2 protein-coding genes are annotated in these 24,737 nt (G+C 34.4%); both read right to left on the bottom strand.

The features are described from left to right. Window positions 1–11,631: amino acid adenylation domain-containing protein (locus ACKTTV_RS09170; protein ID WP_408030540.1), on the bottom strand; the 11,631-nt coding region annotated here is incomplete at its 3' end. Next, window positions 11,631–24,737, bottom strand: coding sequence for an amino acid adenylation domain-containing protein (locus tag ACKTTV_RS09165; RefSeq protein WP_408030539.1), 13,107 nt, complete (start codon window positions 24,735–24,737; stop codon window positions 11,631–11,633). The genes ACKTTV_RS09170 and ACKTTV_RS09165, both read right to left, overlap by 1 nt.

Raw genomic sequence — 24,737 nt, 5'->3', positions numbered from 1 at the left:
AACTTCTTGGCTTGCTTCATTACTTAATACTAATTCAATTCCAGTGTCTTCAATGATATATTCAATTCGCTCTTTTGGATAGTTCGGATCGATTGGTACATAGGCACCTCCTGATTTTAAAACCCCTAAAGTTCCTACAATCATTTCCAAACTACGCGTCATACAAATTCCAACTAAGCCATCTGGTTGAACTCCTTGTGCTTGTAAATAACGTGCTACTTGATTCGAACGCCTATCAAGTTCTTTATAACTTAATGCTTCTCCTTTATACACAACCGCAATTTGTTTTGGTGATTGCTTCACTTGCTCTGAGAAAAGATCTAGTATTGTTGTATCCAATGGATACGTTGCTTCAGTATTGTTGAAAGTATCTAATAATAGCTGTTCTTCTTCTTTTGGTAGGATAACCACATTGTTGACCTCTATAGCTTCCTCTGAACTCAGTCCCTTTAGTAATTCAGTTAATGCCTCTTGCATATAACTTAATAGTCGATCTGCTATACCTCCATCTACTTGAGCTTCTAATCGGAAACCATGCCCGAAATCATCTACATTTAATGTAAGTGGGTAATTTGTACGTTCCTGTCCTCCCTTGACTGTTATTCCAAGATCGAAAGCACTTTCTTTTACTTCCTCTGTTGGAACATGAGAATGACGGAAGTTTAACAAGGCACTGAACAACGGTACTTCGTTTGAAACTCCACTCCAATTCTGAATGTTTGATAATGGCGTTTGTTCGTATGGTAATAATTCGTGTAATTGTTGTTTTACTCCCTTTACATAGGCCAACATATTACCTTCTAAAGAAACGTAGAATGGTAAAGTATTAATAAATAACCCAAGAGCATCTGCTGCACCTAGAGAACCTTGTAAACGCCCTGAGAATAAAGAACCAAATAATGCGTACTCTTTGTTACTGCATTTTCCTACAACTAAACCATAAGCTGCATGAAATAGCACCGCTGGACTCATTCCTAGCTTCAGAGAAACTTCTCGAAGCTCTTTATTTAGTTCATCAGAAATAATTATTACTGACTCTTCTATATTACTACCATTCCCTTGTATATCGGTTAAATCAAAAGGATAGGTAGGTTCTTCAACAGCCCCTAAAGACTCCGTGAAATATGACTCGCTATCGTTAACTAATTGCTGATATAAAGTATGACCTATAAAATCTCTATATAGAACAGGTGTCGAAAGTGTTTCACTTTTACCTGAAAGATATACTTCAATCTCTGCAGTTATTTTTTCTAAACCTACATGATCTAATACTAAGTGATGTGCAAAAAGTACTAAATAATAACTCTCATTGGTAACATCATCTGCCGATTTTAAACTCAATAATGGTGCTTTAGAAACATCCATCCATTGATTTCCTGGTTCTGTTAATATGTTTAACTCCGATAAAATATCTTTGTCACTACCTATTGTTAACTCTTCAACAAATAATTGAGCTTCTTTAAGTACAACTTGAACAGCTTTTGGTAAACCTTCACTTAAAATAGCAGTACGAAGCACATCATGGCGGCTTACTACAAATTGTAAAGCCTCTACAAATAATTCTCTTTTTTCTCTACTTGGGAATGACAAAAGGTTTGGTAAAACATAAGGGTCTCCCTGATCTTTACCACTCATTAAATGATGAAAATATATTCCTTCTTGTAATGGTGATAAAGGATAGATATCTTGAATATTTGAAATACCATTTGAGATTTTACTCACAATGGTATCTATATCTTCTTGATCAAATCCTAATAAAGGAACCATCTCTGGTACAATTCTATCTATACCTTCAGTAATTCCATTTGCTGGTACTTGGTATAATAACGATGAGGATACTACCTTGGTACTGATTCCTGCGACAGTTGGATTTGTAAATATATCTTTTACCTCTACATGATAATCGAACTTTTGTAAGCGAGAAATTAACTGAACAATTAGTAAACTATGGCCTCCTAGCTCAAAAAAGTTATCATAAATTCCAATTTTTTCAACACCTAGAATATCCTGCCATACCGCTACTAATTGCGCTTCAGTTTCATTTCTAGGAGCGACATACCCTTGAGTTGAGAAGTCAGAAGTATTAGGTTCAGGTAAAGCTCTCCTATCTAATTTTCCACTGGCTGTTAATGGCATTTCATCCATTTCCACCCAAATCGATGGAATCATATAATCTGGTAAACTCTCCTTTAATTCAATTTGAATTCCTTCTTTATCAAATGCTTCCTCTGAAACCACATATCCAACCAAACGCTTACTGTCATCAGCAGCTTCTTTAGCTAATACACAACATTGACTTATTGTTTCTAATGATGATAATGCATTCTCAATCTCTCCTAACTCAATACGATATCCACGAATTTTTACTTGGTTATCTTTTCTTCCTACATACTCTAAAGTTCCATCAGGTAACCAACGAGCTAAATCTCCTGTCTTGTAAATTCTTTCTCCTTCCTTAAATGGATTTGAAATAAATTTTTCATTAGTTAGTTCTTCTCTGTTTAGGTATCCTCTGGCAACCCCTCTTCCTCCAACACATAATTCACCTATGACACCTACAGGTACTAATTCACTCGATTCACTTAAAATGTAAATCTGGGTATTTGAAATTGGACGTCCAATAGTTTGAACTCCATTTAATTCTCTTTTGATAAATGTGCTATAGGTAGTCGCCTCCGATGGTCCATACAAATCATAAATTGCTTCTACCGAGCTTTCTTTGTAAATACGATCAACTAAACTTGGTAATAATGGCTCACCTGCTAGGTTAATCGTTTTTACAGTTTCAGGTAATTTTCCTGATTCTAATACTCCTAGTATAACACTTGGTACAGTATTGATTAATGAAACAGAAACTTCTGAATCTTCAACTAATGACAATAAATTGTCTACTAATTCAATCTTTGTTCCTAATGCTAAAGAAGTGAATATCTCAAAAATTGATAAATCAAAGTTGATTGAAGTACTGGCTAGCATTCCTAAATCCAATGAATCCTTGAAATTGTCAATAGCCCAATTGACCATATTGAACATATTTCCGTGCTCAATAAGCACTCCTTTGGGTTTTCCTGTACTTCCTGAAGTATAGATTACATAAGCTAAACTATCTTGTAATATTGACTTATAGCTTAATTTTCTTGTTGAATATTCTGAAATCTGATTCCAATCAGTATCTAAAGCAATGTTTGTTAGGTCTTGTTTATTTTCTAAAACTTCGTGACTTGCAGCATTGCTTAATAATAATTTAATACCTGTATCTTCTATGATATATTCAATACGCTCTTTTGGATAATTTGGATCAATTGGTACATAGGCTCCTCCTGATTTTAGAACTCCTAACATTCCTACGATCATCTCCAAACTACGCTCCATACAAATTCCTACCAATCCATCCGTCTGAATTCCTTTAGCTTGTAAATAACGAGCTACTTGATTCGAACGTTGATCCAGCTCTTTATAACTTAGTTCTTCTCCCTTGTAAACTACTGCTACTTTCTTAGATGATTGCTTTACCTGATCTGAGAAGATATCTAATATGGTTTTGTCTAAAGGATAATCAGCATATGTATTGTTGAATGTATCCAATAATAGCTGCTCCTCTTCTTTTGGCAAGATTACCACACTATTTACCTCAACAACTTCTTCAGAATTTAAGCCTTCTACTAATTGTTCTAAGGCTTCTTGCATATATGATACTACTCGATTCGCATCAATACTCTCGTCTATTTGAGCAGTTAATCCAAAATCAACTCCAAAATCATCTACACTTAATGTAAATGGATAATTCGTACGTTCCTTACCACTTATTACAGAAATTCCTGAATCAATATCAGTAACATCTTCTTCTCTTTCCGAAGAAGTAGCAGAGTGTCGGTAATTCAGTAAAGCACTAAATAAAGGAATATCATTAGAAACACCACTCCAAGCTTGAATATCGGACAATGGTGTTTGTTCATATGGTAATAAATCTTCTAATCTACCTTTAACCGTTTCAACATATTTTGAAATGCTTCCTTCTATATCTACTAAGAAAGGTAAAGTGTTAATAAATAGCCCTAATGAATCCGCTGCTCCTACAGAACCTTGTAGACGTCCCGAAAACAATGTTCCAAATATTGCATAGTCTTTGTTACTATATTTCCCCACAACAAGTCCATAAGCTGCATGAAATAATACAACTGGGCTCATTCCTAATTTCACGGAAATTTCACGAAGTGATTTGTTTAACTCTGAAGGTAAAATAATAGAAACTTCCTTTATTTCGGCTCCATTACCTCTAACATCTGATAATCCGAATGGATAACTTGGAGCTTCAATATTCCCAAATAATCCTTTAAAATAAGACGCACTATCATTAGTTGATTGCTGATATAACGTATGGCCAATAAAATCTCTATATAAAACGGGCTCCCCTAAAGTATCCCCTTTACCTAGAAGATACATTTCTATTTCTGAAATAACTTTTTCAAGTCCTATGTGATCGGTAGTTAGATGATGTTGATTAATAACCAAATAGTAGCAATCATTCGAAATATCATCTACTATTTTTAATTCCAACAATGGTGCCTTTGAAACGTCCATCCATTGCTTTCCATGATCAACAAAGTCTTTTAATTCTGATAAAATGTTTTCCTCAGAATCAAAAACTAACTCCTCTATATGAAGTTTAGCTTCTCTCTGAACTACCTGAACTGCTTGAGGTAACTCTTTACTTAAAATAGCTGTACGTAAAACATCGTGTCTGTTTACTACAAACTGTAATGCCTCTATAAATGATTTACGTTTTTCTTTATCTGTAAAGGATAATAAATTTGGTGTAATATATGGATCCCCTTGTTCCTTATCACTCATTAAATAATGGAAATACATTCCTTCTTGTAATGGTGATAAAGGGTATATGTCTTGAATGTTTTTCGTTCCTCCAGGAGTTTTCGATACTACGGTATCAATATCTTCCTGACTGAATGTTACTAAAGGAATCATATCTGGAGTAATCTGAATAGTATCTTCAGTTATTCCATTTGCAGGTACTTGATAAACCGTATTTAAAGAAGCTAAGTTTTCACTAATACCCGCTATCGTAGGGTTAGAAAAGATAGTTTTTACAGTAATATGAAAACCTACTTTTTGTAAACGAGAGATTAGCTGTACAATTAATAAACTATGTCCTCCTAGCTCAAAGAAATTGTCATAAACTCCTACTTTTTCAACGCCCAATACATCTTTCCATATAGAAGCTATTTGCTCTTCTAACTCAGTTCTTGGTGCTATATATTCTTTGGTCGATAATAGTGATCCATCTAGTTCTGGTAAAGCTTTTCTATCTAATTTACCGCTTGCCGTTAATGGCATCTCATCCATTTCCACCCATAAAGATGGAACCATGTATTCTGGTAAACTCTCTTTTAACGCTGCCTGAACTTTTTCTTTATTAAATTTTCCTTCCGTGACTACATACCCAACTAAACGTTTGCTTCCTGTAACATCTTCTTTAGCAAGTACACAACTACTTTGAATCGTTTCAATTGTTGATAATACAGATTCAATTTCTCCTAATTCAATTCTATATCCACGAACCTTTACTTGTGAATCCTTTCTTCCTACATATTCTAAAGTTCCATCAGGTAACCAACGTGCTAAATCTCCTGTCTTATAGATTCTATCTCCTTTTTTAAATGGATTAGAAACAAATTTTTCATTGGTTAATTCTTCTCGGTTTAAGTATCCTCTGGCAACTCCTTTTCCTCCTACACATAATTCTCCTACAACTCCTACAGGTACTAACTCAACAGCATCATTTACAATGTAAATCTGAGTATTTGCAATCGGACGTCCAATGGTTTGAACTCCGTTTAGTTCTCTTTTGATAAAAGTACTATAGGTCGTTGCCTCAGAAGGTCCGTATAAATCATAGATTGCTTCTACTGAACTTTCTTTGTAAATACGATCGACTAAACTTGGTAATAATGGTTCACCCGCAAGGTTAATTGTTTTTACCGTTTCTGGCAATTTTCCTGATTCTAAGACTCCTAATAAAACACTTGGTACAGTATTGATCAATGAAACAGAAACCTCTGAATCTTCAACTAGTGATAGTAAGTTATCTACTAATTCAATCTTTGCTCCAGATGCTAACGAAGTGAATATTTCAAAAATTGATAAATCGAAGTTGATAGAAGTACTAGCCAACATTCCTAAATTCAATGAATCTTTGAAGTTCGCAATTGCCCAGTTTACTAGGTTGAACATGTTCCCATGTTCAATAAGTACTCCTTTTGGTTTTCCTGTACTTCCTGAAGTATAAATTACATAAGCAAGATTCTCTTGTGATATTGAATTATAGCTTAATTTTCTAGTTGAATACTCTGCTATTTGATTCCAATTGGTATCTAAAGTAATGCTTGTGAATCCTTTTTGATCTTCTAAAACATTTTGACTCTCTGCATTACTTAACAACAATTCAATTCCAGTATCTTCAATGATATAGGCTATACGATCTTTTGGATAGTTAGGATCAATTGGAACATAAGCGCCTCCTGATTTTAGAACTCCTAAAATTCCAACAATCATTTCCAAGCTACGCGTCATACAAATTCCTACGAATCCATCTGACTGAACTCCTTGCGCCTGTAAGTAACGTCCCACTTGATTTGAACGTTGATCTAATTCCTTATAGCTTAATTCCTCACCTTTATAAACAACTGCTATTTCATTGGGTGATTTTTTTACATGATCAGAAAACAAATCCAATATGGTTTGATTCGATCCATAATCAACAGCTGTTATATTAAAATCTTCTAATAATTGTAGCTCTTCTTCTCTCGATAAAATTCCTGCATTACGAACCAGTATCGTTTCTTTTGAATTTAAGCCTGCAATTAATTGCTCTAAGGCTTCTTCCATATACCCTATAATACGAGCTGCATCAATATGTTCATCAATTTGAGCTGTTAATCCAAAATCAACTCCATAATCGTCAACACTTAAAGTAAATGGATAATTGGTACGTTCTTCACCCGCTTCAAAATTAATTCCTAAATCAATACCGTTACCTTCACTCTTTTCTTCAGATGTTGCATACGAATGACGGAAGTTTAATAGTGCGTTAAATAATGGAACTTCGTTAGATACTTCACTCCATCCTTGAATTCTAGACAAAGGAGTTTGCTCATAAGGCATTAATTGTCCTAAGCGCTCTTTAACAATGTCAACATATTCAGTGATACTTCCTTCTAACGCTATATAAAATGGTAAGGTATTAATGAATAATCCCAACGAATCTGCCGCTCCAGAAGAACCTTGCAAACGTCCTGAGAATAAGGTTCCAAATAATGCATAATTCGCATTGCTACATTTACTTACTACTAATCCATAAGCAGCATGAAACAATACCGCTGGAGTCATTCCTAAATCTAAACTCGCTTTTCTAATAGATGCACTTAAATCCTCAGGTAAAACCGTACGTAATTCTTTGATTTCACTTCCAGTTCCTTGGATGTCTGACAGACCGAATGGATAGCTAGGAGTATCTACTCCTTCTAATAAACTTGTGAAATACGATTCGCTATCATTTGTAGCTTGTTGATATAAGGTATGACCTATAAAATCTCTATATGATACAGGAGTAGGAAGTTTTGTTCCTTCTCCTAATAAGTACATTTCTATTTCAGAAATAACCTTTTCTAATCCAACATGATCTAAAATCAAGTGATGTTGATTCACCAATAAATGATAATCACCATTTTCTGTATCATCAATAGATCTCAGTTTTAGCAATGGAGCTTCAGATATATCCATCCATTGTTTTCCTGGAGTTCTTAAGTTTTCTATCTCTTTTGAAAAGTCCTTTGATGCATCAATTACTATATGCTCTAAAGAAAGTTGTGCTTCTCTTTGTACAACCTGAACAGCTTTCGGTAATCCTTCACTTAAGAAGCTTGTTCGGAGTATGTCATGACGATTTACTACAAATTGCAATGCTTCGATGAACATTGCTCTTTTCTCTTTATCAGGAAAGGTCAACAAGTTTGGCAGAATATAAGCATCTCCTTCTTGAGCATTGCTCATTAAATGATGGAAATACATTCCTTCTTGTAATGGAGCTAATGGATAAATATCCTCAATGTTTGAAACACCTCCTGGAATTTTTGAGACAATTTTATCAACATCCTCTTGAGCAAAATCCAATAGCGGAAGCATCTCTGGTGTAATACGATCGGTATCCTTAGTAATTCCATTTGCAGGCACCTGATATACTGAAGCTTCTGAAGATACTTTTTCCGCGATTTCAGCTATGGTCGGACTAGAGAAGATACCTCTAACTTCAATATGAAAATCAACCTTTTGTAGGCGAGATATTAATTGAATCACCAATAAACTATGTCCACCTAATTCAAAGAAATTGTCATACACTCCAACTTTATCTAAGCTCAATAATTCTTGCCAAATCGTAGCTATTTGAGTTTCTGTTTCGTTTCTTGGAGCAACATATTCTTTAGTTGACAACATAGCTCCATCTGGTTCTGGAAGTGATTTCTTGTCTAACTTACCGTTTGAAGTTAATGGCATTTCTTCCAACTCAATCCAAATCTGAGGCACCATATATTCTGGTAAACTCTTCTTTAATTCCGATTGAATTAACTCTTTATTTAAAACCTCATCTTTAACAATATATCCAATCAAACGTTTGTTTCCAGTACCATCTTCTTTTGCTAAAACACAGCTACTGTGAATTCCTTCTACTTTTGATAATACCGATTCTATTTCTCCTAATTCAATACGGTATCCACGAATCTTAACCTGATTATCTTTTCTTCCGATATATTCAATGGTTCCATCTGGCAACCAGCGTCCTAAATCTCCTGACTTGTATAAGCGAGCATTGGTATCATTACTGAATGGATTCGCAACAAATCGCTCGTTTGTTAAAACTTCTCTATTTAAATATCCTCGAGCAACTCCGCTACCTCCAACACATAATTCTCCAATAACTCCTTGTGGAACTAGATTTAAATAGTCATCCACGATGTAACAGCTCAATGTTGGAATAGCTGTACCAATTGTACTTACCGAATTGTTAACGTCAGCTTCAGTTATTTCTTTATAGGTAACATGAACCGTAGTTTCTGTAATACCGTACATATTGATAAGCTTGCTATTTATATATGACTTTTTCCATCGTGCTAAATAACTAGGATTTAGGGCTTCTCCCCCAAAAACAACGTAACGAATAGTACTCTCATTTGCTATGGATAAATACTGATCTTGAAGTGTGTAGAATGAACTTGGTGTTTGGTTTAATACCGTAACTCCTTCATTAACCAATAAGTTACTAAACTCCATGGCATCCTTAGTAATAGACTTTGGAACAATTACTAAACGACCTCCAAACAATAAGGCTCCATACATTTCCCATACTGAGAAATCAAAACAGAAAGAATGGAATAAGGTCCAAACATCATTTGAATCGAAATCGAACAAACATTCGTCATGCTTAAATAAACGAACCACATTTAGATGTTCAATTAAAACACCTTTTGGTTTTCCTGTACTTCCCGAAGTATAAATAACATATGCCAAATTGCTTGGTGACACTACTTTGCTTAACTCTTTAGTTGAATATGATGAAATTGTATCCCAATCTCCATCTAAAGAAAGTACATTAAGTTTAGCTTGATCTTTTAAAACTTCTTTGCTAACCTCATCACTTAATACCAACTCAATTCCTGCATCCGCTAATGTATATTCGATTCTATCTGCTGGATATGCTGGATCTACTGGAACATAAGCTCCTCCAGATTTTAAGATTCCAAGGATACCAACAATCATGTCGAAACCTCGTTCTAAACAAATACTAACCAAAGTATCTGGCTGAACTCCTTGTGCTCTTAAATAATGCGCTAACTGATTCGATCTAGCATCTAAATCTCTATAGCTTAATTCATTTCCTTCGAACGTTAATGCAATAGCATTTGGAGCCTTTGCTACCTGCTCCGCAAATAAATCTAAAATGGTTAAATTCTCAGGAAAATCAACTGATGCTGTTTCGTTATATGAAGTTAATAAATGTGCCTCTTCGTCTTTGGTTAGTAAAGCTAAATTATTAACAGGAAGTTGAATATTGTCAACGATACTCATTAATAGTTCCTTGTAGTGCCTCAACATTTTATCAATCGTAGATTGATTAAACAAGGCAGTACAATATTCCATATCTATATTGATACTCGCATCTTCCTCAGATATGGTAATCGTAAGATCCGTTTTCGAAGTTTCTACTTCATATTTGTATCCTGAAATTTCAACCGCTCCTAGGCTAACACCTTCTCCTTTTTTATCAGATATTGAAGGTAAATTTTGTAATACAAACATAGCCTGATAAAGAGGTGTCATACTCATATCACGAGTCGTTACGATCTCATCAACTACCTTTTCAAAAGGAACCAATTGATGGTCGTAAGCATCTAAGGTTGTGTTTTTTACTTCTTGTAAAAACTCCTTAAATGTGGGATTATCACTTAAATCGCTTCGTAATGCTAAGGTGTTTACAAAGAACCCAATCATTCCCTCCAAATCTGTCTGTGTACGATTGGCTATTGGTGTTCCTACACAAATATCATCTTGTCCGCTATATCGAGAGAGTAAAACTTTAAATGCCGACAACAATAACATAAATAAGGTTACTCCTTCTTGTTGACATAACTCTAGTAAAGAATTCTTTAAATTGTTATCTAATACCAATGAAGTATTTGCTCCTGCCGTACTTTGTGTTGCAGGACGTGCATAATCTAATGGTAATGTTAATGTGCTTGCATTAGATAATTTTTCTTTCCAATATGACAATTGAGACTCTAGAGCTTCTCCATCTAAATATTGGCGTTGCCATACCGCATAATCCGAATATTGTAACTTCAATTCAGGAAGAAACGCCGTACGGTTTTCTCTTAAGGCACTGTATAACTCAACAAACTCACTGGTTAAAATTCCTGTAGACCATCCATCACTAGCAATATGATGAAAAACACAGGCCAATACATACTTCTCGTTTCCTAAATCATATAAACATGAACGTAGCATATAATCTTTCGATAAATCGAAAGGTAGATTTATAAAAGTACGGATTTGCTCTTTTAAGTTCGCTTCTTCGGAAGTAATTACTTTCTGTAATAACCAACTATCAGATGCCATCGTTTTTTGATAACCAACTCCGTCTTCTTCATAAATTACAGTACGTAATACTTCATGCCTATCAACGATTGATTGTAATACTTTTTCTACAAAGTTTATATTGACATCTCCTTGCAATTGCATCACCAGTGGAATGTGATATGCTTGAGTACCATCCAAATGATCTAAAAACCAGATTCTATCTTGATTGAATGATAATGGAATCTTTTGAATAAGTTCTCTATCGAATGGTTGTATAGCATCTTTATCAAACCCCTTGTAAGAAATACTATCACCATCGAACTTATTTAAGTGCTCAATAATAAGTTCTTTATTAAGCTTTATATCAACTAGTAAAGCGTCATCAATATCTTCGTTCTCTGATTTTAAAACCAAAGAACCTTCTTCCAATTCTAATGTAACACCTTTACTTTGTGCTGTTTTAATAATACTTAATGCCTTATTCATTATATTTTAATTATTTTTTTATAAACTTTATCCGAACTTTCTTTCTCTTTGATCTTTTTATAATCTAAATAAGTCCCTAATTCATCAATACTTACGAAGCTGAATATATCCTTGATCATAACTTCGATTTTAAACTCTTTGCTTATAAGTGATACCAAACGAGTAACTAATAAACTGTTACCTCCTAATTCAAAGAAATTATCATGAACCCCTATTTTTTCAACTTCTAGTAATTCCTGCCAAATGGCTACTAATTTTTCTTCCGTTTCATTTCTAGGCGCTACGTAATCTTTACTAGATAAATCAGATCTATCTGGTTCTGGTAAAGCCTTTCTGTCTAACTTCCCATTGCTTGTTAATGGCATCTCATCCATCTTTACCCAAATTGATGGGATCATATAATCTGGTAAATGTTCTTTAAGTTGTAACTGAATTGCTTCTTTGTCGAACGCGTCTTCTGAAACTACGTATCCAACTAAATGCTTGGTTCCATTAGCTGTTTCTTTTGCCAATACACAACATTGGCTAATTGAATTTAAGTTTGATAAGGTGTTTTCTATTTCTCCTAATTCAATTCTATATCCTCGAATCTTAACCTGAGCATCTTTTCTTCCTACAAACTCAATATTTCCATCAGGTAGCCATTTTACTAAATCGCCTGTTTTATAGAGTCTTTCTCCTTTGTTAAATGGACTTGCGACAAACTTTTCTTTGGTTAATTCATCATTGTTTAAGTATCCTCGCGCAACTCCTGCTCCACCAACAACTAACTCTCCTTCAACTCCCACCGGAACCAAATTCATTGCTTCATCAACGATATAGGCTACTCTATTTTTTAATGGTTTACCAATTGGAAGAGATTTATCAGTAATTTCAATCGTATAGGTTGTTGAAAAAGTAGTATTCTCCGTTGGTCCATATCCGTTAATAATGGTTAATTCTGGATAGATCTCTTTAATCTTGTTGGTATAGTTGAATAACACAACATCTCCTCCTACTAGTAAGTATTTTAATGAAGCGAACAGACTCGAATCTTCTTCTACTAATTGATGGAACCATGAAGCGGTCATCCATAAAGTAGTTACCTTCTTCTCATGAATTAATGCTTTTAAACTTGCGGTTTGTAGTAAAGTTTCTGCAGTAGTTAAAACTAATTCACCTCCGTTAAGCAAAGTTCCCCAATATTCTATAGTAGTTGCATCGAATGAAATTGATCCTGTTGATAACCAAACTGTATTTGAGTTAAGTTCAACGTAATCACTGCTAGTACTTAAGCTTACAATATTTTTATGTTCTATTTGAACTCCTTTTGGTCGTCCTGTACTTCCTGAAGTATAAATAACATAGGCCAAATCACTCGGTAAAATACCTTGATTTACTTTATTTGTTGAATAGGTTGAAATTAGCTCATCCCATTGCTGATCCAAGGCAATCACAGAAATATGCTCTCTGCCTGCTATCACTTCTGAATTGGCTTCGCTTGATAATACCCAGTTAATACTTGCATCATTTAACATTAAATCAATACGATCTTGTGGGTAATTCGGATCGATTGGTACATAGGCTCCTCCTGATTTTAAAACTCCCAAAATCGCAACGATTAACTCTAAACTACGATCCATACAAATTCCTACGAATGCACCTGTCTGTATTCCTTGTTTTTGTAAGTAGTGAGTTAATTGATTCGAACGCTTATCTAACTCTTGATAAGTTAAAGTACTTCCTCCAAACGAAATCGCTATTGCTTCAGGAGTTTTTTGAGCTTGATCTTCAAATAATGCTACAACTGATTTGTCTGATGGATACGTTAATTCGGTAGCATTAAATACTTCTAATATTTGCGATTTTTCTTCTTGAGATAAAATATCTAAGCTTGTAACCAATTCTTCTCCCTCCGCTCTTAATCCATTCAATAAACTCGTTAGCGCTTCTTGCATATATGCTAACACCAATTCTGAATCGATATCTTCTTTGATTTGAGCCGTTAAACCAAAACTTTCTCCAAAATCATCAACATTTAAAGTGAAAGGATAATTTGTACGCTCATCTCCACCAATAACTTCTAATCCTAAATCGACTACTCCATCCGATTCAATTTCTTCTGATCCTAAATGAGAATGACGGTAGTTTAATAATGCGCTGAAAAAAGCTACTTCATTAGAAATTCCACTCCAACCTTGAATGCTTGCCAATGGCGTTTGTTCGTATGGCAATAATTCGTTTAACTGTTGCTTAACCTTATGAATATATTCAGAAACAGTTCCTTCCAAAGAAGTATAAAAAGGTAATGTGTTAATAAACAATCCTAGTGAGTCCGCCGCACCTAATGCTCCTTGTAAACGTCCTGAAAATAAAGAACCAAATAGAGCATATTCTGAATTACTACACTTTCCTACAACCAATCCATAAGCTGCGTGGAATAATACTGCCGGACTCATTCCTAAAGAAGTGCTCACTTCTCTTATTTCAGTATTCAAAGCATCTGATAAAAGTACGTTTGATTCCTTTATTTGACTTGCATTGACTTTGGTATTGGATAAATGAAAAGGATACGTTGGTTCTTCAATATCCGCTAATAATCCCGTGAAATATGACTCACTATTGTTGGTTGCTTGGGCATGTAATGTATGCCCTATAAAGTTTCTATATAATACTGGAGTTGAAAGTTGCTCTTCTTTACCAGATAAATACATTACTATTTCTGATACGATCTTCTCCATTCCAACATGATCCAACACCAAGTGATGCTGATTAACAATCAAATAAAAATTGGTATTCTCCTTATCATCTGCAGATTTTAATGTTAATAACGGAGCATTAGAAACATCCATCCATTGACTTCCTGGAGCAGTTAAATTTTGTAATTCAGACAAAATATTCACCCCATTTTCAAACACTAATTTTTCTATTGGCAACTCTGCTTTTCGTTGAACTACCTGAACAGCTTTTGGTAAATCTTTATTAATAAAAGAAGTACGCAATACGTCATGTCTGTTAACTACAAACTGAAGTGCTTCAATGAACAAGGCACGTTTTTCCGCATCTTTAAACGATAACAAATTTGATAACACATATGGATCTCCTTGCTCCTTATCACTCATTAAATGATGAAAATAGATTCCCTCTTGTAATGGCGATAATGGATAGATATCTTGAATATTCGAAACGCCTCCTGAAACTTTTGAAACAACGGTGTCAATATCCTCTTGGCTGAAATCCAATAAAGGAACCATAGCTGGTACTATATAATCAGTATCATCTAAAATTCCGTTTACTGGAACCTGATATCTTTCAGTATCTGATGATAGTTTTTCAGCTATTTCTTCAATCGTTGGATTCGAGAAGATATCTTTAACTTCTATATATAAATCAAGTTTCTGTAATCTAGAAATCAATTGAACAACCAATAAACTATGCCCACCTAACTCAAAGAAGTTATCATAGATTCCTACTTTTTCTAAACCTAATATATCTTGCCAAATCGTAGCTATTTGTTCTTCTACAACTGTTCTTGGTGCTACATACTCTTTTGTGGAGATTAAAGAGCCATCAAGTTCTGGTAAAGCTTTTCTATCTAGCTTTCCGCTAGCGGTCAATGGCATCTCTTCTAGTTCAACCCATAAACCAGGAACCATGTATTCTGGTAAACTCTCTTTTAATTCGGCTTGAACTTTTTCCTTGTTGAATTCTCCATCTGTTACCACATATCCAACTAAACGTTTGCTTCCTGTGATATCTTCTTTTGCCAATACACAACCATTTTGAATATCGGTTATTGAAGCCAAGGCAGTTTCAATTTCTCCTAATTCAATTCTGTATCCACGAACCTTTACTTGTGAATCCTTTCTTCCTACATATTCTAAAGTTCCATCAGGTAACCAACGAGCTAAATCACCTGTCTTGTAAATTCTCTCGCCTTCCTTAAATGGATTCGGAACGAATTTTTCATTGGTAAGCTCTTCTTGGTTTAGGTATCCTCTAGCAACTCCTTTTCCTCCTACACATAATTCTCCCATAACACCTACTGGGACTAATTCACTCGATTCACTTAAAATATAAATTTGAGTGTTGGCTACTGGACGTCCAATGGTTTGCACTCCGTTTACTTCTCTTTTGATAAATGTGCTATAGGTAGTCGCCTCAGATGGTCCGTATAAATCATAGATCGCTTCTACTGAGCTCTCATTATAAATACGATCTACCAAACTTGGTAATAATGGTTCACCTGCCAGATTGATCGTTTTTACCGTTTCGGGTAACTTTCCTGATTCTAAAATTCCTAATAAAACACTTGGTACTGTATTGATTAGTGATACAGAAACTTCTAAATCTTCAACTAGTGATAATAAATTGTCTACTAACTCAATCTTTGCTCCCGATGCCAATGAGGTAAATATCTCGAAAACCGATAAATCGAAATTGATAGAAGTACTCGCTAGCATTCCTAAGTCCAATGAATCTGTGAAGTTGTCAATAGCCCAGTTTACTAAGTTGAACATATTTCCATGTTCAATAAGAACTCCTTTTGGTTTCCCAGTACTTCCTGAGGTATAAATTACATAAGCCAAATTGTCTTGTGATATTGACTTATAGCTTGGCTTTCTTGTTGAATATTCTGAAATCTGATTCCAATCAGTATCTAATGCAATGTTTGTTAAACCTTTTTTACCTTCTAAAGTTTTATGGCTAGCAGCATTACTTAATACTAATTCAATTCCTGTATCTTCAATAATATAAGAAATACGCTCTTTTGGATAGTTCGGGTCGATTGGTACATAGGCTCCTCCAGATTTTAGAACTCCTAAAATTCCTACAATCATTTCCAAACTACGGGTCATACAAATTCCTACCAAGTCATCTGTTTTCACTCCTTCCGCTTGTAAATAACGTGCTACCTGATTTGAACGTTGATCAAGTTCTTTATAACTTAATTCTTTTCCTTTATAAACAACAGCAATTTGATTTGGTGATTGCTTTACCTGATCTGAGAAAACATCTAATATGATTTTATCAGATGGATAGTCAGCTTCAGTATTGTTGAAAGTATCTAACAATAACTGCTCTTCTTCTTTTGGTAAGATAACCGCATTACTAACTTCAATCGTTTCTTCAGAGTTCAAGCCTTTTACTAATTGTTCTAAGGCTTCTTGCATATAATTTAAAACACGATCTGCATCAATATGGTCTTCGACCTGCGCTGTTATTCCAAAGTCAACTCCATAATCATCAACATTTAAGGTAAATGGATAATTCGTACGTTCTTGACTCCCTATCTTTTTTATTCCTAGGTCAATTGCATCAGCTTCTTCTTCATTTGATACTGGAATGGCGCTATGACGGAAGTTTAGTAAAGCACTGAATAAAGGAACTTCGTTTGATACTCCACTCCAAGCCTGAATATGAGATAATGGAGTTTGTTCGTATGGCAGTAAACTCACCAATTGTTGTTTTACTGTTTCTACATATTCGGTAATAGTTCCTTCTAATGCGATATAAAAAGGTAAGGTATTAATGAATAATCCTAACGAATCCGCTGCTCCGGTTGAACCTTGTAAACGTCCAGAAAACAAAGTTCCGAAAATAGCATAATTCATATTACTACATTTTCCAATAACCAAACCGTAAGCTGCATGGAACAAAGTTGCTGGACTCATTCCTGTTCTCATACATGTATTACGAATCTCCTTATTTAATTCTTGTGGTAAGATGACCACCGATTCTTTTATAGATGCTCCCGTAGTATGAATATTTGATAAATCAAATGGATAACTCGGTGTATCAATACTTCCTAATAAATTTGTAAAGTAAGAAGAACTATCATTGGTAGCTTGTTGATGAAGTGTATGACCAATAAAATCTCTATATAATGCAGGTTTTGCTAAATTGGATGTATTTCCTGTTAAATATGCACCGATCTCTTCGATAATTTTTTCAACTCCTACATGATCAAACGTTAAATGATGCTCCAATAAAACCAGATAATAAGTATCATTTTTGACATCATCAGCAGATTGTAATTTCAACAAAGGTGCTTTTGAAACATCAACCCATTGATTCCCTGGGATTGTTAATCGTTTTAATTCTGAAAGAACATCTTTAGAAGAATCTAATTCTAAACATTCTAGAGATAACTTCGCTTGTCTCAATACAACCTGAACCGCTTTTGGTAATCCTTCACTGATTACACAGGTACGTAATACATCATGACGATCAACTACAAACTGTAGTCCTTTTATAAATATATCTCTATTTTCTTTACTTGGGAATGATAACAAATGAGGTAAAACATATGGATCTCCTTCTTCTGGATTACTCATTAAATGATGGAAGTAAATCCCTTCCTGCAATGGAGATAATGGATAAATATCTTCAACATTCGAAACTCCTCCTTCAACACTACTTACCACCTTGTCTAAATCTTCCTGCTCAAAGTCCAATAATGGAACCATCGATGGAACGATACGATCAATATTCTCTGTAATTCCATTCGCCGGTACTTGATACATTGTTGCTCCTGATGATAATTTCTCACTTACTGATGCAATCGTTGGGTTTGAGAAAATGTCTTTAACGGAGATGTGAAAATCAATTTTCTGTAATTGAGAAATTAACTGAATTATCAGTAAACTATGGCCTCCTATTTCAAAGAAATTATCATAAATACCAATACTTTCTATTCCCAATAATTCTTGCCAAATAGTTGCTATTTGAGCTTCTGTTTCATTTCTTGGAGCAACATATTCGGTCGTTGATAATAATGATCCATCAGGTTCTGGTAAAACTTTTTTATCAATCTTACCATTTGCAGTTAGTGGCATTTCATCCAATTCTACCCATAAGGCAGGAACCATGTATTCTGGTAAACTATTTAATAAATCATCTTGAATTCTGCCCTTGTCAAATTCAGTATCCATGACTACATAACCAACCAAACGATTTACTCCATTCGGTCCTTTCTTAGCAAGTACACAACTGCTCTGAACTCCAGAAATAACAGATAATGCATTTTCAATTTCTCCTAATTCAATACGATACCCTCTTATTTTCACCTGATCATCTGAACGACCTACAAATTCAATAGTTCCATTTGGTAACCAACGCCCTAAATCTCCTGTTTTATATAACCTTCCTCCTTCTGGCTTGAATGGATTTTCTATGAATTTTTCTTTGGTAAGTTCTTCTCTATTCAAATATCCACGACCAACTCCAATTCCTGCTGTCCATAATTCTCCTACAACTCCAATTGGACATAAATTATCAAAGCTATCTACCACATAAACATCCATGTTGGCCACTGGCTTTCCGATTGGAACAACAGCTCCCGTTGGAGATTCATTCATGATATGTAGTGTAATATCATCTGAAGCTTCTGCTGGTCCATATGCATTTACAACCGGAACATTTGGATATAACGAGAACCATTTATCTAATAATGATTTTGTTGCCGCTTCTCCAGTTACTAGAAAATATGCTAAATCAGATAAACCTGGAACTACTTCGCTATTTTCTAATAAACTAGAAACATATGATGGAACTAACTGAAGATGACTTACTGTGTTATTTGTTAATGAATTTTGGAATTCATCTATGGCTAAAAGATCTTCCTCTGAGTATATTGCTACTCGTCCTCCGCATAAAAGACCACTTAACATTTGCCATACCGAAATATCGAAAGTAAAAGGTGCTGTAAAAGCTACTGTACTATTAGTATCCATCTCCAAATCATCAACCATGATGAATAAGTGATTTAATAATCCAGCATGTTCTATCATTGCTCCTTTAGGCAATCCTGTACTTCCTGAAGTATAAATTACATAGGCTAAATCTGAAGCATTATAATCTTTTTCTAATGATGTAATTGGATAATTTGCTTGTAATTCTGAATCATCCAGTAGCACCAAATCAATAGTTTCCATAGAAGAGAAAACAGGTTTACTCTCTACATTTGTTACTACGAAAGAATGTCCTAGGTCTTCAAGAATATGAGCTATACGACTCTGTGGAAAATCAGGTTTCATTGGCACATAGGCAGCTCCTGATTTTAGGATACCCAATACTCCAATTAACATATCTAAGCTACGTTCTAAACAAATACCCACCATCGTATTTGATGTAATCCCTTTTTCAATCAAGCAATGTGCTAGTTGATTTGAACGCTCATCTAATTCTTTATATGTTATTTTCTGATCAGCAAAAATTGCTGCAATTGCTTCTGGAGATTTTTGAACTTGATCAGCAAATAAATCAACAAATGTTTTATCAAGTGGATAGTCAACCTTAGTAGCATTGAATGTTTCTAATAATTGACTTTCTTCTGTTTCAGATAGAATGTTTATTTCCGAAACTCTTATTTCTTCTTCAGATTTTAATCCTTTTAATAACCCTTTAATCGCCTCTGTGATATATGAAAGTAGATTATCGCCATTTATACCTCCATCTACCTGAGCCTTTAATCCGAAATCGCTACCATAATCATCTACATCTATCGAAAGTGGGTAATTGGTGCGTTCATTCGCTTCTACCATACTCAACCCTAAGTCAACTGAATCAGTTACTTCTTCTTCAGATGTCGTCGCAGAATGACGGTAATTTAATAAAGCGCTAAATAATGGTACTTCATTCGAAACCCCACTCCAACCTTGAACAGATGACAAAGGAGTTTGCTCATGTGAAAGTAATTCTCCTAAAGCATTTTTAACTTCCGAAATATATTCTGATACACTTCTATCTAAGTTCGTATAAAATGGTAATGTGTTTATAAAAAGTCCTAATGAATCTGCTGCTCCTAAACTTCCTTGTAAACGTCCTGATAATAACGAGCCGAAAATAGCATATTCTGTATTACTACATCTTCCAACTACTACTCCGAACGCGGCATGAAACAACACTGCTGGACTTATTCCTAACTTAGTACTTGTACTTCGAATTTCTTTACTTAATTCTTCCGGTAATACGGTATGAGTTTCCTTTATATTACTACCACTTCCTTGAATATCTGATAGTCCAAATGGATACGTAGACTCACTAATACCTCCAAATACTTTTCTAAAATAAGATTCACTATTATTTGTTTCTTGTAGATGTAATGTATGTCCGATAAAATCTCTGTATAATACGGGTTCAGAAAGTCTTGATGTATTTCCTGATATATATAGTTGTATCTCTGATATTATTATTTCTAATCCAACATGATCAAATATTATATGGTGTTGGTTAATCCATAAATAATAGTTTCCATTCTTCCTATCGTCAACCAATTTTAACTTTAACAAAGGAGCATTAGATGCATCCATCCATTGACTTCCTTCTGTTAATATTTTTAATTCGGATAAAATATCTTTATCATTATCAATAACTATTTTTTCTAATGACAACTCCACTTCTCTTTGTACAACTTGAATTGCTCTTGGTAAATTTTCACTAAGAACACAGGTACGTAATACATCATGACGATTTACAACAAATTGCAATGCTTCTATAAATGACGAACGTTTTTCTTCTTTATTAAACGCTAGTAAATTTGTTAAAACATAAGGATCTCCCTGTTCCTTATCACTCATTAAATAATGGAAATACATTCCTTCTTGTAAAGGTGATAAAGGATAGATATCTTGAATGTTAGAAACACCTCCAGGAACCATTGATACGACGGTATCAATATCTTCTTGGCTAAAATTTAGCAAAGGAAGCATTTCTGGGGCAATGCGATCCGTATCGCTCTTAATTCCATTTTCAGGAACTTTATAAGCAGGACTTTCTAATGATACTTTTTCAGCTATTGCCGCAATTGTTGGGTTTGAGAAAATATCTTTTACAGTTATATAAAATCCATTTTTTTGTAATTGAGCAATCAATTGTACAACCAACAAACTGTGACCTCCTAATTCAAAGAAATCATCTTGCACTCCGATTTTCTCTACTTTTAATAATCCTTGCCAAATAGTTACTAATTGCTCTTCCACATCATTCCTTGGAGCCAAATATTCTACAGTAGATAATTCAGAATTGTCTGGTTCTGGTAAAGCTTTTCTATCTAATTTACCATTGGATGTTAATGGTAATGAATCCAGTTGTACCCACAAGTTTGGTACCATATAATCAGGTAAGCTTTCTTTTAAAGCGTCTTGAATATTTTCTTTATTAAACTCGCCATTTACAACTACATAACCTATTAAGCGTTTATTTCCGTTTACATCTTCTTTGGCTAATACACATGATTGATTAACTGCCTCTAGCGATGATAATGTATTTTCAATTTCTCCTAATTCTATTCGATAACCACGTATTTTAACCTGATGATCTTTTCTTCCTATGAATTCAATATTTCCATCTGGTAACCACCTCGCTAAATCACCAGTTTTATACAAACGATCTCCAACCTTAAATGGGTTACCAACGAACTTTTCATTTGTTAAATCTTGGTTATTCAAATAACCTCTAGCTACTCCAGATCCACCCAATAATAATTCTCCAACAATACCTATTGGCGCCAATTTCATGTCATTATCTACAATATATGCGCTACTGTTTTTAATAGGTTTTCCAATTGGAATTGCTTTTTGAGTAGCCTCAATTGAATAGGTAGTTGAAAAAGTGGTATTCTCAGTTGGACCATATCCGTTGATGATTGTTAACTCAGGATATAGTTTTTTCAATCTGTTTGTAAATGCAAACAAAACAACATCTCCTCCTACCAATAAATACTGAAGTGATTTGAAAACGCTGGGATCTTCTTCAACTACTTGATGAAACCATGAAGCTGTCATCCATAACGTAGTTACTTTTTTGGTTGCAATGAGTTCTTTTAAACTTGATATGTTTAATAATATTTCCGAAGTCGTTAATACTAACTCTCCCCCATTTAATAAAGTTCCCCAATATTCGATTGTTGTAGCATCGAAAGAAATTGACCCTGTAGATAACCATTTTGTATTGCCATCTAGAGATACATAATCACAACTTGTTGCCAAACTAACAACACTTTTGTGTTCAATTTGCACTCCTTTTGGTTTTCCTGTACTTCCTGAAGTATAAATTACATATGCTAAACTAGAAGGTGCTAACTCTTCATTTAAACGTGTTGTCGGGTATTCGGCTATTAAACTCCAATTACTATCCAACGAAACCGCAGATATTTCTTCTCTTGCCTCAAATATTTTACTAGTAGTTTCACTAACCAGTATCAAACCAATACTAGCATCGCTTATCATATAATCGATTCTTTCCTCCGGATATTCTGAATCAATTGGTACGTAAGCTCCTCCTGATTTTAAAACACCAAGAATTCCAATGATCATTTCCAAACTGCGATCCATGCAAATTCCGATATAGGTGTTTGACTCTACATCCTTCGTTTTTAGATAATGCGCTAATTGGTTTGAACGCTCATCTAGCTCTTTATAAGTTAGTGTTTCTTCTCCAAAAGAAACAGCGATTGCTGAAGGAGTGTTTCTTACTTGAGATTCAAATACTTCAACTATTGATTCATTTTCTGGGTATTCTAAAAACGTTTCATTAAAATCATTTAGCAGTTTAGCTTCTTCTTCTTTTGTGATAATTGGTAACTCTTTCACCGGTCGATCCATATCTTTTACGATACTTCTCAATAACTCTTGGTAATGAGTTAGCATTCGGTTAATGGTAGCTTCACTAAATAAGTCTGTACAATATTCTAGTCCTAAAAAAATATCAGTATCTCCTTCGGAAACGTGCATTGTAAAATCAAATTTCGAAGATGTTTTTTCTAGTTCAAATCCAGAAAGAACTACTCCATCAATTTCTGTTTCTGAACTTGCAGGAGTATTCTGTAATACAAACATTACCTGAAATAAAGGACTTGTGCTAACATCACGAGTTTTCACCACTCTATCTACAACTCTTTCAAAAGGAGCTAATTGATTATCATAAGACTCTAATGTCGTTTGCTTTACTTGATTTAATAACTGCCTAAAACTCGGGTTTTCACTCAAGTCACTGCGCAAAGCCAAGGTATTCACAAAGAAACCAATCATTCCTTCCAACTCAGATTGTGTGCGATTTGCTACAGGAGTTCCAACACTTATATCATCTTGACCGCTGTAACGAGATAACAATACCTTAAAAGCAGATAACATTAACATGAACAATGTAACTCCTTCTTCTTGACATATTGCTTTTAATGATGAACTTACTTCTTCATTTAATTTAAATGGAATGTAGGCTCCTCTCGTACTTTGCGTTGCCGGGCGAGCATAGTCTTTAGGCAATTCAAGAGTGCTTACCCCTTTCAATTTTTCTTGCCAATATGACAATTGATTCTCTAAAACTTCTCCTTCCAAATACGTACGTTGCCACATGGCATAATCAGTATATTGAAGTGTTAATTCTGGAAGTTTAGGTTTTCTGTTCAAACGTAAAGAGCTATATAACTCAACAAACTCTCCAACTAAAATATTTGATGACCATCCGTCACTAGCAATGTGATGAAAAACACATGCTAATACATACTTATTGCTGCCTAAATCGTATAGACAAGCTCTTAACTTATAATGATTTGATAAATCAAATGGAATATTAATGTAATCATGTAATGTAGTTTTTAATAATTCTTCTTTTGTTATTTTTACTTGATCTAGCGACCAATTTTCTTCACTTACGACCTCTTGATATCCAATTCCTTCAACAGACATTAAGTTTGTTCTTAACACCTCATGTCGTGCGATAATAGTTTTTAATGATTGCTCAAGTGCCGTTACATCCAAATCTCCCTCCAAACGAATAACTGAAGGTAAATGATATGTTAAGGTTCCTTCAAATTGATCTAAGAACCATAAACGATCCTGACTAAATGATAAAGGTATTCTTTCAACAGTTTTTCTATCAAATGGTTTTATACTTTCTAATAATGTTCTTTTGGTGTCTTTCTTTCCATATTTCTCTTGTAATCCGTTAGCATTCTCGCCTTGATATTTTTTTAAATAGTCAATAATCAACTCCTTATTGCTCTTAATTTCTAAGAGCAATTCTTGACTGACTTTCTTATTTGACTTAACACTCAGTGATCCATCCTTTAATACCAACTTTACACCTTGTCCGTTTAGTCTTTGAAAAAAACTTAATAAATCCAT

It is taken from the genome of Tenacibaculum xiamenense (assembly GCF_964513065.1).
Classification (GTDB): Bacteria; Bacteroidota; Bacteroidia; order Flavobacteriales; family Flavobacteriaceae; genus Polaribacter; species Polaribacter xiamenense.
This window is presented reverse-complemented; position numbering and strand designations above follow the sequence as displayed.

Coding starts and splice junctions, on each gene's coding strand:
- ACKTTV_RS09165 (WP_408030539.1), bottom strand. CDS start 24,737: ATGGATTTATTAAGTTTTTTTCAAAGACTAAACGGACAAGGTGTAAAG.